The organism is Segeticoccus sp. (assembly GCF_035708005.1).
Genome location: NZ_DASSTI010000010.1, coordinates 14,701 through 27,965, shown reverse-complemented (window position 1 = coordinate 27,965; position 13,265 = coordinate 14,701). Strand labels below are relative to the sequence as shown.

At 73.0% G+C, this 13,265-nt stretch carries 11 protein-coding genes; 3 read left to right on the top strand and 8 right to left on the bottom strand.

Annotation, left to right across the window (positions count from 1 at the left end; genetic code table 11):
- Positions 1 to 792, bottom strand: a 792-nt coding sequence (locus VFL99_RS00860; protein ID WP_325104425.1) for a glycoside hydrolase family 25 protein, incomplete at its 3' end; no start/stop codon positions are given.
- 225 nt (positions 793 to 1,017) lie between these two features.
- Here VFL99_RS00860 and VFL99_RS00855 point away from each other — a divergent pair.
- On the top strand, positions 1,018 to 2,283 hold the full coding sequence (locus VFL99_RS00855) for a CynX/NimT family MFS transporter (protein ID WP_325104424.1): 1,266 nt from the start codon (positions 1,018 to 1,020) through the stop codon (positions 2,281 to 2,283).
- On the opposite strand, the gene VFL99_RS00850 is transcribed toward VFL99_RS00855, so the two are convergent.
- The 3 genes from VFL99_RS00850 to VFL99_RS00840 are packed head-to-tail and all read right to left on the bottom strand — an operon-like array spanning position 2,235 to position 6,316.
- Complete coding sequence (locus VFL99_RS00850; RefSeq protein ID WP_325104423.1) at positions 2,235 to 3,431, bottom strand: winged helix DNA-binding domain-containing protein; 1,197 nt, start codon at positions 3,429 to 3,431, stop codon at positions 2,235 to 2,237. The two genes, VFL99_RS00855 and VFL99_RS00850, sit on opposite strands and share 49 nt — an antisense overlap.
- 46 nt (positions 3,432 to 3,477) lie before the next feature.
- Complete coding sequence (locus VFL99_RS00845) at positions 3,478 to 5,433, bottom strand: TIGR03960 family B12-binding radical SAM protein (RefSeq protein ID WP_325104427.1); 1,956 nt, start codon at positions 5,431 to 5,433, stop codon at positions 3,478 to 3,480.
- A gap of 49 nt (positions 5,434 to 5,482) precedes the next feature.
- Positions 5,483 to 6,316: a hypothetical protein gene (locus VFL99_RS00840; RefSeq protein ID WP_325104422.1), complete on the bottom strand. Its 834-nt coding sequence runs from the start codon at positions 6,314 to 6,316 to the stop codon at positions 5,483 to 5,485.
- A 178-nt stretch (positions 6,317 to 6,494) separates the two neighbouring features.
- Between VFL99_RS00840 and VFL99_RS00835 the strand changes: the two genes are divergently transcribed.
- Complete coding sequence (locus VFL99_RS00835) at positions 6,495 to 8,273, top strand: phosphatidylglycerol lysyltransferase domain-containing protein (RefSeq protein ID WP_325104421.1); 1,779 nt, start codon at positions 6,495 to 6,497, stop codon at positions 8,271 to 8,273.
- A gap of 124 nt (positions 8,274 to 8,397) precedes the next feature.
- Complete coding sequence (locus VFL99_RS00830; protein ID WP_325104420.1) at positions 8,398 to 9,288, top strand: SGNH/GDSL hydrolase family protein; 891 nt, start codon at positions 8,398 to 8,400, stop codon at positions 9,286 to 9,288.
- 112 nt (positions 9,289 to 9,400) lie between these two features.
- Here the strand turns inward: VFL99_RS00830 and VFL99_RS00825 are convergent, their stop codons facing one another.
- From VFL99_RS00825 to rbfA, 4 genes are all read right to left on the bottom strand, one after another.
- Complete coding sequence (locus tag VFL99_RS00825; protein ID WP_325104419.1) at positions 9,401 to 10,603, bottom strand: alpha/beta hydrolase; 1,203 nt, start codon at positions 10,601 to 10,603, stop codon at positions 9,401 to 9,403.
- Positions 10,604 to 10,784: 181 nt separating this feature from the next.
- A complete protein-coding gene (locus VFL99_RS00820) occupies positions 10,785 to 11,765 on the bottom strand; it encodes a bifunctional riboflavin kinase/FAD synthetase (RefSeq protein WP_325104418.1) in 981 nt (326 codons plus the stop codon).
- A 10-nt stretch (positions 11,766 to 11,775) separates the two neighbouring features.
- On the bottom strand, positions 11,776 to 12,702 hold the full coding sequence (gene truB / locus VFL99_RS00815; protein ID WP_325104417.1) for a tRNA pseudouridine(55) synthase TruB: 927 nt from the start codon (positions 12,700 to 12,702) through the stop codon (positions 11,776 to 11,778).
- On the bottom strand, positions 12,689 to 13,207 hold the full coding sequence (rbfA, locus tag VFL99_RS00810) for a 30S ribosome-binding factor RbfA (RefSeq protein WP_325104416.1): 519 nt from the start codon (positions 13,205 to 13,207) through the stop codon (positions 12,689 to 12,691). The genes truB and rbfA overlap by 14 nt, the downstream gene beginning before the upstream one ends.
- Between the last annotated feature and the right edge of the window lie 58 nt (positions 13,208 to 13,265).

Sequence of the window (13,265 nt, the reverse complement as noted above, 5' to 3'; positions counted from 1 at the left end):
GCTCTGGTCGATGGTCGGCGCGGTGTTGGACACCGTCAGGGACAGCTGGCTGGCCGGCTTGGTGTAGGCGAGGGCGAACTTCTGCAGCTGGGTCATGCTGCCGTTGAAGACGTCCTTGTCGGTGTTGCCGCTGATGCCCTGGATGCGGCCGGTGCTGGTCGACTGCCAGAACGACCAGGTCGGCCACTGGCCGGGCACCGTCGGGCTCGAGACGCCGTAGTGCGCGATCCACAGCGGGTAGTTGTGGAAGGCGGTGCTGTTGTTGAGGTTGTCGATCCAGAAGTACGGCGAGGTGTAGATGATCGGGTTGCGGCCGGTGCGGGTCTGCAGCTCGGTGAGGAACTGCTGCACCCAACTGATCAGCTGCCGCGGGGACAGCCCCCCGGTCGTCTCCAGGTCGAGCACGGGCGGCAGCGTGCCGCGCGAGTTCTGCGGGCCGATGAACGAGGCGAAGTAGTCGGCCTGCTGGACCGCCGAGCCGGCGGCGGTGCTGGGCCGGGCGAAGTGGTAGGCGCCGTGGTAGATGCCCACCTTGGCCGACGCCGCCCAGTCGGCCTTGAAGTAGGGGTCCTGGAAGCTGGTGCCCTCGGTCGCCTTGAGGAAGGCGAACTTGACGCCGCTGCTGGCCACCGAGCTCCAGTTGATCGACGTGGTCGAGCTGTGCTGGTGGTTCGAGGTGTCCACGCCCAGGACGTAGGCGTAGGCGGTGCCGGTGGTCGCCGTCAGCGCTGCGGCGGCCACCGCCACCAGCGCGCGCACCAGCCGGCGGGTTGTTGACACCGGTTTCGTCACGGTCCAGGCCTCCAAGGTCGGGACAGGCCGGTCAGGCCTGGGTCACGGTCACGTCAGCGGTAGAACAGTAGCCACTTCTCGTCACTCTGGGAACAAAAATCACAGAGAGCGACAGGAGACCCGAACTACAGAGCTGTAATTTCATCATTGTGTGACAATCGTCGGAACCGCCGTCATTGTGCCCCCGGGGACGGCTCCCGCGCAGCGAACTGGCAGAATCCGCGGGTGAGCCAGCCCCATCCCCGACCGGCAGCAGCCGGCACCCAGCCGGCCCCGGCCGAGCCCCGGAGCCGCGCCGCCCGCGCGCTGGTGGTGGTCGGCATCGTCGCGCTGGCCTTCAACCTGCGACCCGCCGCGGTGAGCGTGGGGCCGGTGCTCGACGAGATCCGGGCGGGACTGCAGCTCTCCCCGACCGTGGCCGGGGTGCTGACCACGCTGCCGGTGCTCGCCTTCGCGGTGGTCGGTGCGGTGGCGCCGCTGCTGGCACGCGTCCTCGGGGCGCACCGGGTGACGCTGCTGGCGCTGCTGTGCGTGGTGGCCGGGCTCGGCGCCCGGTCGTGGACCTCGCACGCCTGGGTGTTCCTGGTGCTGTCGCTGCTCGCGCTGGCGGGCATGGCCACCGCCAACGTGCTGCTGCCGTCGCTGGTCAAGCTGCACTTCCCGGGGCACGTGGGCCGGATGACCGCGGTGTACACCACCGCCCTGGCCGTCGGGCTGACCGCGTCGTCGATGCTCACCGTGCCGATCGCGCACGCCTTCGAGCCCCAGGGCTGGCGGGTCGGCCTGGTGACCTGGGCCGTGACGGCCGCGGTGGCGGCACTGCCCTGGCTCGGCCTGCTGCGCCACGACAGCGCCCCCGAGGAGCGCCCGCACGTGTGGGGCCTGCGCGACGTGGCCCGCACCCGGCTCGGCTGGGCGATGGCGGTGTTCTTCGGGTTGCAGTCGCTGCAGGCCTACTCGATCTTCGGCTGGTTCGCGCAGGTCTATCGCGACGCCGGCTTCTCCGCCGCCACCGCGGGGGTGCTCCTGGGCGTGATCACCGGCGCCAGCATCCCGGTGTCGCTGGTGGTGCCGACGGTGACCGGGCGGATCCGTGACCCGCGGGGGCTGCTGGTGGCGATGATGGTGTGCTACCCCGTCGGGTACCTCGGCCTGGTGCTCGCGCCGGTGGCGGGCGCCTGGGCGTGGGCGGTGATCGTCGGGGTGGGCACCTGCACCTTCCCGTTCGTGCTGACGCTGATCGGCCTGCGGGCGCACAGCCCGGCCGGCACCGCGGCGCTGTCGGGCTTCGCCCAGTCCGTCGGCTACCTGCTGGCCAGCCTCGGCCCGGTGGGGATGGGCTGGCTCAACGGGCTCACCGGCGGCTGGACGGTGCCGCTGCTGGTGCTCACCGGCCTGTGCGTGCCCCAGCTGCTGGTCGGCCTCTACGCGGCCCGGCCGCGCTACATCGAGGACGAGCTGTCGCCGGCGCGCACCAGCGGTGACTGGTAGATCGTCCGGACCACGTCACCGTCGAGCCACTCCGTGAGCCGCGCCGCCTGCCGCTCGAGCAACCGCGCGCCGGCGGCGTCGAGCTCCTCGCACGGCACCACCACCACCTGCCCGTCGTCCTTCTGCGTCCAGCCGCCGACCACCCGGCCGTCGAGCCACGCCGTCGGGCCGGCGTTGCCGTTGCGGTCGAACAGCAGCCCGGCGTGGCTGCCGAGGTAGAAACCGCGCTCCTTCCAGCCCATCGTGGTGGGATCCAGCGCGGGCAGCAGCGCCGCCCACCGCCCCGGAGCGGGGACCGGGTCGACGTCGTCGGGCAGCACCAGCCCGGTGCCGCCGCCGTCGAGGTCGACCTCGACGGCACCCACGTCGGTGAGCGCCCGGCGGACCGCGCCGGTGGTGGCACCGAGCCACCAGACCAGGTCGGCCTCGGTGCCGGGGCCGAACGCCCGCAGCCACGCCTCGACGACGGTGGCGTAGCCGGCGCGCTCGTCCAGCGGCTGCGGCTCGCTGCCGAGCCAGTGCGAGGTCACCGTCCAGCGCGGGCGGGAGAGCTTCCAGCCGCCGTCGTTGTCCCCGCGCAGCACGGCTCCGGAGGCGGCCAGCGTGGTCAGCACCCGGGGGGCGATGGGGATGTTGGCGCCGTACGCCTTGCCCTCGGCGTAGGTCAGCCGGGACTCCAGCGACGGGAGCTCGCCGCGCAGCTCGGCGGTGCTCAACGGGCCGCGCTCGTGCAGCAGCGCGAGGACGGCGCGGGTGGCCTCGTCGACCCACGCGGGACCGTCGGCGGCGATGCCCTCCTTGACCACGTCGCGGGCGAGCCGGTCGCGCTGCTGCCGGGCGACCCGGGCGCTGGCACTGCCCCACACCGCGGGCAGCAGCTCGCGCGGGAACACGAAGACGGTGCGCCGCATCGCCAGCTGCTTCACCACGCTCCGCTCGACGTAGAGCGCGTGGTCGACCTCGTCGCGGGTGGCGCCGCTGCGGGCGAAGGCGGCCAGGTGAACGTTGGCCGGCTCGGTCGCGTGCAGCGCGACCACGGCCTCGGTGGCCGCGGACACCGAGGCCGCCTGGTGCTCCGGCGCGAGCGCGTGTCGTACGGCGAGCCGGGCCCGCCGCTGCTCGTCGCCGATCCGGGGTCTCGCGGTCATGCCGCCGACCCTAGGGCGACGGCGGGCGGGCGATCGAGCAGATTTCTCAGACCACGCTCAACGGCAGCAGCTGCTGGCCGGTGGGGCCGATCTGGATGTCGGTGCCCATCTCGGGACAGACGCCGCAGTCGTAGCACGGCGTCCAACGGCAGTCCTCGACGTCGTCGGCGGCGGGGTCGAGGGCGGCCTCCCAGTCCTCCCAGAGCCACTCCTTGTCCAGCCCGGCGTCGAGGTGGTCCCAGGGCAGTACCTCGTCGTAGTCCCGCTCGCGGGTGGTGTACCAGTCGACGTCGACGCCTGTGCCGGCGAGCCCGCGCTCGCAGGCGGCCATCCAGCGGTCGTAGGAGAAGTGCTCGCTCCAACCGTCGAAACGGCCGCCGTCGCGCCAGACCTGCTCGATCACCTTGCCGACCCGGCGGTCGCCGCGCGACAGCAGGCCCTCGACGATCCCGGGCTTGCCGTCGTGGTAGCGGAACCCGATCGCCGAGCCGTACCGCTTGTCCGCCCGGATCGCCTCGCGCAGCTTCCCGAGCCGGGCGTCGGTCTCCTCCGCCCCGAGCTGGGCGCACCACTGGAACGGCGTGTGCGGCTTCGGCACGAACCCGCCGATCGACACGGTGCAGCGGATGTCGCGCCGCCCGGTGACCCGCCGCCCGGTGTCGATGACCTTTTTGGCGAGCTCGGCGATCTGGAGCACGTCCTCGTCGGTCTCGGTCGGCAGGCCGCACATGAAGTAGAGCTTCACCTGGCGCCACCCGGCCGAGTAGGCCGCGGTGACCGTGTTGATGAGGTCCTCCTCGGACACCATCTTGTTGATCACCTTGCGGATCCGCTCCGACCCGCCCTCGGGCGCGAAGGTCAGCCCGGACCGGCGACCGTTCCGGGTCAGCTCGTTCGCCAGGTCGATGTTGAACGCGTCGACCCGCGTCGAGGGCAGCGACAGCCCCGTCTGCGTCCCCTCGTAACGGTCCGCCAGCCCCTTGGTGATGTCGGCGATCTCGCTGTGGTCGGCGCTGGAGAGCGAGAGCAACCCGACCTCCTCGAAGCCGGTCGCGGCGAGCCCCCGCTCGACCATCTCGCCGATCCCGGTGATGGACCGCTCGCGGACGGGGCGGGTGATCATGCCGGCCTGGCAGAAGCGGCACCCGCGCGTGCAGCCGCGGAAGATCTCCACCGACATCCGCTCGTGCACGGACTCCGCGAGCGGCACGAGCGGCTGCTTCGGGTAGGGCCAGGCGTCGAGGTCCATCACCGTGTGCTTGGACACGCGCCACGGCACGCCGGGGCGGTTGGGCACGACGCGCTGGATCCGCCCGTCGGACAGGTAGTCCACCGAGTAGAACGCCGGCACGTAGACGCCGCCCGTGCGCGCGAGCCGCAGCAGCAGCTCCTCGCGGCCACCGGGGCGCCCCTCGGCCTTCCAGCCGGTGACGAGGTCGGTGATGGCGAGCACGGCCTCCTCACCGTCCCCGATCACCGCGGCGTCGATGAAGTCCGCGACCGGCTCGGGGTTGAAGGCGGCGTGCCCGCCGGCCAGCACGATCGGGTCCTCGTCGCTGCGCTCGGCGGCGTGCAGCGGGATGCCCGCAAGGTCCAGCGCGGTCAGCAGGTTGGTGTAGCCGAGCTCGGTGGAGAAGGAGATGCCGAAGACGTCGAAGTCCCGCACGTCGCGGTGTCCGTCGACGGTGAACTGCGGCAGCCCGGCGGAGCGCAGCTGCTCCTCCATGTCCGGCCAGACCGAGTAGGTGCGCTCGGCGAGCGCATCCGGCCGCTCGTTGAGCACCTCGTAGAGGATCATGACCCCCTGGTTGGGCAGGCCCACCTCGTAGGCATCCGGGTACATCAGGGCCCACCGCGCGGTGAGCTCCTCGCCACTTGGCCCGTGGCCGCCGCAGTGCCAGTCCTTGCTCCGGCTGTTGAGCTCACCACCGACGTACTGGATCGGCTTGCTCACCCGCTCGAGCAGCGGCTCCAGCTCGGTGAACACGGAAGAGCCGGCCACGTGCGGCCTCGTCCTCGCTGTCCTCGTCAGGCTGGGTGCAGGCATGCCCTCAAGGGTAACCGGGCGGGTGCACCGGCCTCCGGGCCAGCACGAGGCACCCGGCGAGCGCGAGGGCGAACCCGACCGCCGCCACCGGTCCCCACCCGGGACGCACGTGGTCGCCCAGTGCGGCCAGCCCGATGGCTCCCGGCACGACTGTCTCGACGCCCAGGGTGAGTCCCGTCGCCACGGTGACCGACCCCTTCGCCAGCGCCATCCCGTAGCAGACCGTGGACTGCACCCCGTAGGCCGCGAGGGCCCACAGCGCCGGGTCACCGACCACGTGCCACCACGGCGACGGTATGACGAGCACGCGCGCCGAGATGCCCACGCCGGCAAAGCCCAGCCCCGCGGCGACCGCCAACAGCACGAACGCCGAGGGCCGGGTGCCCCGGGTGGCGGCCACCATCGCCACCACCAGCGGGAGCACGCCGAGCAACAGCAGCCACGGTCCGACGCCGGCCAGCCCCCGCGCCGCTTGCTCTGGCGCGCTGCCGGCGAGGGCGGTCAGGCCCGCAGCGATCACCACCAGGGCGCCGACCTGGGCACGGGAGAGGGCGACGCCCAGGAAGGCGGCCGCGAGGACGGCCGTGACCCCGATGCTCGCGGCGACGAGTGCTTGGACGAGGAACAGCGGCAGCGTGCGCAGGGCGACGACGGAGGCCAGGAAACCGAGGCCGTCCAGGGCGAGGCCCACGGCATACCACCGACCGGCCCAGGCGCGCGCCAGCCAGCCGGTCCCGGCCGCTGCGCGGGTCAGGTGGCGCACGGCGACGGCCTGCACGACGCTGGCCACGCCGTAGCAGACGGCAGCGGCGAGCGCGCCACCCAGGCCGAACAGCATGCGGCCACCTCCGTCCCGTCCGTCCATGCGTCCGTCCACCAGAGTCTGCGACTCTGCTGGGCAGATGCTGGGAGAGCGTGCAGCCGACGTTCAGCGGCTTCCCAGCAGCGACAGGGACGATGCAGGGGAAACGCATGCGTCACGCCCGTGGTGGGCTTGCTCGAGAGGAACCCGGCAGATGACGTCCCGCCCGCAGTCGTCACGCGCCGGCTCCCGGACCTGGCAGGTCACCAGCCCCGACTGGGCACCGGTGTGGGTGGCGCGGGCCGTCGCGGTCGTCGGCCTGCTCGGCATCATCGGTGCCGGACTGCCGATGGCGGCGCGCGTCGACGTCGTGCCCGAGCTGATCCTGGGCGTCGCCCCGCACGCGGCCCGGGCCGCGACCATCGCCGTCGGCATGTTGCTGCTGATGCTCGCCCGCGGGCTGCGGCGGCGCAAACGCCGGGCCTGGCAGCTGGCCGTCGTGTTCACCGCTGCCGAGGGCGCGCTGCACCTGGCGCGCGACCTGGACCTGCCTCAGGCGGTCGTCACGGTGCTGCTCCTCGTGCTGCTGCTCATCACCCGGTCCGCCTTCACCGGCGTGCCCGATCCCCGGTCGCGGCGCAACACCGGGGTGGTGTTCGTCTCGGCGGCGGTCATGGCCATCGCCGTCGGCTTCGCGGCGATCCTGCTGGACTCGGACAGCATCGTGGGCTACCCGACCACCTGGCAGGTCACCCAGGAGGTCCTGCTCGGCCTGGTCGGCCTGTCCGGGCCTCTGCACTTCCACCACGTCCACCACGCCGACTTCGTCGCGATCACGCTCGCGCTGCTCGGCGGCGTGGTGGTGCTCAGCACGTTGGCCGCGGCCCTGCGTCCCCCGGGCGGCCCGCACGGCCTGCGCCGCGAGGACGAGGCCCGCCTGCGCGACCTGCTGGACCAGCCCGGGCACCACGACTCGCTCGGCTACTTCGCCCTACGCCGCGACAAGTCGGCGATCTTCTCGCCGACGGGCAAGGCGGCCATCTGCTACCGCGTGGTCGACGGAGTGAGCCTGGCGGCCGGCGACCCGCTCGGCGACCCGGAGGCCTGGCCGGGAGTGATCGACGCGTGGCTGGCCGAGGCGCGCCGATACGCATGGGTCCCGGCGGTGCTGGCGCCGAGCGAGCGTGGTGCGTCAGCGTTCCACCGCGCCGGACTGGATGCGCTGGAGCTCGGTGACGAAGCCGTGGTCCGGGTGGCCGACTTCACCCTGGAGGGCCGCGCGATGCGCAGCGTGCGCCAGGCGGTGGGTCGTGCCCGGCGGCTCGGCTACACCGTGGACATCCGCCCGGTCGCCGCCCTCAGCGGCGCCGAGCTCGCGGAGGCACAGGAGGCCTCCGACCGCTGGCGCGAGGGCACGCAGGAGCGCGGGTTCGCGATGGCCCTGGGCCGGTTCGGCGATCCGGAGGACACCGGCTGCGTGCTGGTCCGCTGCCGGGACGCGGGCGGCGAGCTGTCGGCACTGCTCCACTTCGTCCCCTGGGGCCAGGACGGGTTGTCGCTGGACCTGATGCGCCGCTCCCCGGACAGCGACAACGGCATCGTCGAGCTGATGGTCGTCGACCTGCTCACCGGCGACCCGTCGACCGGTGGCCACCCTCGCCGCCTGCGCCGGGTCTCGCTGAACTTCGCGGTCTTCCGGTCGGTGCTCGAGCGTGGTGGCCGGCTCGGTGCGGGGCCGGTGCTGCGGCTGTGGCGTCAGCTGCTGCTGCACGCCTCGCGGTTCTGGCAGATCGAGTCGCTCTACCGCGCGAACGCGAAGTACCAGCCCGACTGGGTGCCCCGCTACCTGTGCTTCCGGAACAGCCGCGACCTGCCACAGGTGAGCGTGGCGGCGCTGCGGGCCGAGGCGTTCCTCTCCGCGCCGGCCTTCCTGCCGCGGCTTCGGCCCCGGCCCGGGACGCCGGTCGAGCACCTGCAGCACGAGCTCTCCTGAGGGCCCGCGGCGACGTCGCGGGGCACCACGGGAAGCACAGCAGGGCGCTGCCGTCCCATTCGCCCCACCAGTGACGCGAATCTGAAAGCCGCACACTCAGGTTCGGCTCCTACCGTTGGGCAGCGTGTCCCGCTCCCTCCTGACCGCGCTGTCCCTGCTGCTCGTCGTGCTGGTGGCTGGCTTCACGGTCGTCAGCCAGCAGTCCCGTCCCCCCAAGCACCGCCCGGCCGCGACGCATCGCGCCGGCGCGTCCCCGTCGACCAGCGGCTCGCCCTCGTCGAGTGCGTCCCCCTCCTCGAGCGCGTCCCCGTCGCCGAGCCAGCCCCCGAAGCCGCAGTCTCCGGCGACGGTGGTCGGGCTCGGGGACTCGGTGACCGCGGGCAGCGCCTGCCCCGGGTGTGCCGACTTCGTCCAGCTCTACGCCAAGTGGCTGCCCGCCGCCGACGGCGGCCCCGGCAAGGCGGTCAACCTCGGTGTGCCCGGATCCACCAGCGTCGACCTGCGGCACGACCTGGAGCACCCCTCCCAGACCACCCGGGTCGTCTCGGGTGCGTCGATCGACCTGGTCACCATCGGCGCGAACGACCTCAACCCGCTGCGCGCCCGGCACCGCCAGTCCGGCTGCAACGCCGAGTGCTGGCAGGACTCGGTCGCCCAGGTCGGCACCAACGTGCGCGCCATCGTCCAGGACATCAAGCGGCTGCGGCACGGCCGTCCCACCACCATCCTGGTCACCAACTACTGGAACGTCTTCGTCGACGGGCAGTACGCGCGGGAGAACCTCGGCCCGGCCTACCTGAAGTGGAGCGACCAGGTGACCCGCTCGGCCAACAACGCCATCTGCTCGGCCGCCCACTCCGCAGGCGCCCAGTGTGTCGACCTCTACGCACCCTTCAAGGGCGACGGCAGCGAGGACCCGACCGACCTGCTCGCCTCCGACGGGGACCACCCGAACGCTGCCGGGCACCGCGTGATCGCCCGGGCGCTGCTGGCAGCCACGCCGACGCCCCGCTGACGGGCGTCCCCACCAGGCGGCGTCGCCCCGTGGCGCCCCTGCCGGCCCGCGTCACTGCCGGCCCGCGTCACTGCCGCCCCGCGTTAGTGGCCGGCCCGTGTCACTGCGGGCGTCACTGCAGCCGGGACAGCCACCGCAACGCGATCGGCAGCTCCCGGTCCCACGTGGCGAAGTTGTGCCCGCCGTGGGCCTCGACGAGCGCCGTGACATGCATCGGTGGACGCACCTCGTGCAGGAACCGCATCGCGTCCGGGTACCCGTCCCGGTGGGTCTCGTCCTTGCTGGTGGTGAGGAACAGCGACACCGGGGGTGCCGGGAAGCGGTGGAGCAGCCACTCGGGGTCGTTGAGGTGCTGCAGCTGCACGTCGCCGGCCCACAGGCTGCCCGTGGTGCGGTCCTCCCGCGCGTAGTAGTAGCCGGACAGGGAGATGCCGGCCCGGAACACGGCCGGGTGGTCCATGAGGATCTTCGTGGCGCAGTAGCCGCCGGTGGAGTCGCCGGCCACGCCCCAGTCGTTCGGCTTGACCCGCAGCGCCGTCTGCACCGCGCTCGGGACCTCCTGGCCGAAGAAGGTCTCCGCCTGCGGGCCGTGGGGCACGTCCGTGCACTCGGTGTCGCGCGGGGGCACGACCATCGAGGGCAGCATGACGAAGATCGTCGGCTGGCTGCGGTGCTCCTGCACCAGCTTGAGCGAGACGCTTGGGTAGCCCAGACGGGTCACGAGGGCCAGCGCCGAGCCGGGGTATCCGGTGATCGCCTCGACCGCCGGGAACCGGTGGTGGGCCCATGCCCGCTGGAAGTACTGGGGCGGCAGGTAGAGGTAGCCCTGCACCGACAGCCCGCTCTGGAGGCCGGTGATGTCGACCGACTCGACCTTGCCGCGGGTGGCCCACTGCGCGCGGCTGGACCACGACGTCGCGCCGAGGACCTGCAGTCGCCCGGACCCGCCCGTGCGGGTGGTCGTCGCGGCCGCCGGCCGCACGGGGCTGTCGGGCCGGTGCACCGGTGACCGCGGGTGACCCAGGGATCGGCTCGCCCGCGGGGCCCCCGCGGCGCCGAAGGTGCTCACCGTGTGCTGACCGCTGCCCGTGCCGAACAGGTCACTCCACGAGGTGTAGAACTGCCCGTAGTCGTTCGCCAGGGCCGCCACGAGCAGGACCGTCGCCAGCTGCCCCGTCAGCAGCATGCCGAGTCGGGTTCCGCCCCGCACCACCCGCGGCCCGTGCACGTGCGACCAGAGCAGGAAGGTCCCCACCGGGAGCAGGACGGCCGCGCACGCGAGGACGACGACCAACGGTATGCCGAGTAGTGCCATCCGTGGCTGCCCCTTCCGACATCCCGGGCGGCCTGACGGGTCGCCTCACCGGAAGCATCGGCCCCGCCACTGTGAGGGCGCTGGGAGAAACCGGGGAGTGCGATCCGAGCGCGCACCGACGGCCCGGCGCCGAATCGGGTGAGCGCTCCAACGGCGTTCGCGCAGGCGACTTCCCCAGCTCTCAGCTGCGCTCGTGCAGCGGGACGCCCAGCACCTCGTGGCACCGGCGGACGTCCTCGGCCATCTGCTCGAGGAGGTCCTCGATGCTGTCGAACTTCTCGGTGGGACGCAGTCGCGAGACGAACTCGAGCGCGACCACCTCGCCGTAGAGGTCGAGGTCGGTGCGGTCGAGCACGTAGGCCTCGACCGTGCGGGCCTGCCCGTCGAAGGTGGGGTTGGTGCCGACCGAGATCGCCGCCGGCAGGCAGCGGTCCGGGTCGTCCGGGGTGCGGCCGTCGCGGACCAGCCACCCGGCATACACGCCGTCGGCGGGCACGAGACCCGCGCTGTCCTGGCAGAGGTTCGCGGTCGGGTAGCCGAGGTCGCGGCCGCGGTGGGCGCCGTGGACGACGGCGCCGCTCACCCGGTGTGGCCGTCCCAGCAGCGCGGCGGCAGTCGCGACATCGCCGGCAGCCAGCAGCGACCGGACGCGGGTGGAGGACCAACGACCCTGGCCGTCGGAGGTGTCGGCCCCGACGTCCTCCATCGTGGTGACCTCGAAGCCGTGGGTCGCGCCGAGCTCGCGCAGGGTCTGCACGTCACCGGAGTTGTGGACGCCGAAGCGGGTGTCCCGCCCGACGACCACGGCGCAGGCGTGCATCGCGTCGACGAAGACACGGCGGACGAACTCCTCCGCGGTCCAGAGCGCCAGCTCCTTGGTGAACTCCATGACGAGAACGCCGTCGAGCCCCGTGTCCTCCAGCAGCCGGAGGCGCTGCTCGAGGGACGTGATCGCCTCCGGGGCCCGCTCGGGGTGCAGCACGGCTACGGGGTGGGGGTCGAAGGTCACCGCGAGCGCCAGCGCTCCCGCGGTGTCGGCCTGCTCGCGGACGGCACGCAGCACGGCGCGGTGGCCACGGTGGACGCCGTCGAAGTTGCCCAGGGTCACCACGCTCGGACCGAGGTCCGCCGGGATCTGGGAGAGGTCGGTCCAGCGCAGCACGGAGACCACTCTACGAACCGGCCGCGGCGAACACGACGTGGGTGCGCACGCGCTCACGGCTCTCGTCCAGCATGGCGACCAGCCGGCCGTCCGGGCCGAAGGCCGCGACGGGGTCGCTGGTCCGGGCCGAACGTGCCGCGATCCGCTGCCCGTAGCCGAGGGCGCGGGCCTCCTGCTCGGTCAGCTCGCGCACCGGGAACGCCTCTCGGGCGGCCTCGGCCAGCGGCAGCAGGAAGCGGCCGGCGTCGCCCTCCAGCTCCTCCAGCGGGTGCGCCTGCTCGAGGTCGAACCGGCCGACGCGGGTGCGGCGGAGGGCGACGAGGTGCCCGCCGGTGCCCAGTGCCCTCCCGAGGTCACGGGCCAGCGCACGCACGTAGGTGCCCGAGGAGACGTCGACGGCCACGTCGACGTCGCGGACCGGCTGGCCGTCGACGAGTCCTTCGCGCTGGGCGAGCACGTCGAAGCGGGCGACGTGGACCTGCCGTGCCGGCAGCTGCACGTCCTCGCCCGCGCGGACCCGCTTGTAGGCGCGGCGTCCGTCGATCTTCACGGCGCTGACCGCGCTGGGCACCTGGGCGAGGTCGCCGGTGAGCCGGGCCGTCGCCTCGGTGACCGTGGCGTCGGTGAGGTGCGTGACGTCATACGTGCTCGTCACCTCGCCCTCGGCGTCGTCGGTGACGGTGCCCTGTCCCAGGCGGATGGTGGCGCGGTAGCTCTTGTCGCAGCCGACGAGGAAGGTCAGCAGCTTGGTGGCGCGGCCGACTCCGAGGACGAGCACCCCGGTCGCCATCGGGTCCAGGGTGCCGGCGTGGCCGACCTTGCGGGTGCGGCACAGCCGGCGGCAGCGGGCCACGACGTCGTGGCTGGTCCACTCCCCCGGCTTGTCGACGACCAGGAGGCCGTCGCCCACGGGGGCGGGACGCTCAGCGGCGCCCATCGCCTCCGCTGTCCCGGTGGTCGGCGGCCTCGGCCGCCTCCGCCGTGTCGACCGCCTCCGCCGTGTCGGTGTCCTGCGCGTCGGACTCCTCCCGGCGGCGGTAGGGGTCGGCCTCGCCCGCGTGTCGGGCGTTCGCCGCCGAGCGGGCCAGTTCGGCGTCCCGTTGCCGGGTCGCCGCCAGCAGGTCCTCGATGTGCGCGGCGCCCTCGGGCAGGGCGTCGGCGATGAACTCGAGGGAGGGGGTCAGCCGGATGCCGATCCCCTTGCCGACCGCGGAGCGGATGCGGCCCTTGTTGGCCTCGAGCACCTCGGCGGTCGTCTGCCGCTCGGCGTCGGAGCCGAAGACGGTGTAGAACACCGACGCGTGCTGCAGGTCGCCGGTCACCCGCACGTCGGTGATGGTGACGAAGCCGAGGCGCTCGTCCTTGAGCCGGAACTCGAGGTACTCGGCGACGATGACCTTGATGCGGTCCGCGACACGGCGGGCGCGTGCCGGGTCAGCCATGGTGGTGGTCCCTTCTGGGAAGTCGGGTGGCGGGGCGACCCCGGACTGTTGCTGGTGG

What these genes read in the sequence shown, in the direction of transcription:
- VFL99_RS00850 (WP_325104423.1), bottom strand. Translation starts at nt 3,431, where the DNA reads ATGACCGCGAGACCCCGGATCGGCGACGAGCAGCGGCGGGCCCGGCTC.
- VFL99_RS00840 (WP_325104422.1), bottom strand. Translation starts at nt 6,316, where the DNA reads ATGCTGTTCGGCCTGGGTGGCGCGCTCGCCGCTGCCGTCTGCTACGGC.
- VFL99_RS00835 (WP_325104421.1), top strand. Translation starts at nt 6,495, where the DNA reads ATGACGTCCCGCCCGCAGTCGTCACGCGCCGGCTCCCGGACCTGGCAG.
- VFL99_RS00825 (WP_325104419.1), bottom strand. Translation starts at nt 10,603, where the DNA reads ATGGCACTACTCGGCATACCGTTGGTCGTCGTCCTCGCGTGCGCGGCC.
- truB (WP_325104417.1), bottom strand. Translation starts at nt 12,702, where the DNA reads ATGGGCGCCGCTGAGCGTCCCGCCCCCGTGGGCGACGGCCTCCTGGTC.
- rbfA (WP_325104416.1), bottom strand. Translation starts at nt 13,207, where the DNA reads ATGGCTGACCCGGCACGCGCCCGCCGTGTCGCGGACCGCATCAAGGTC.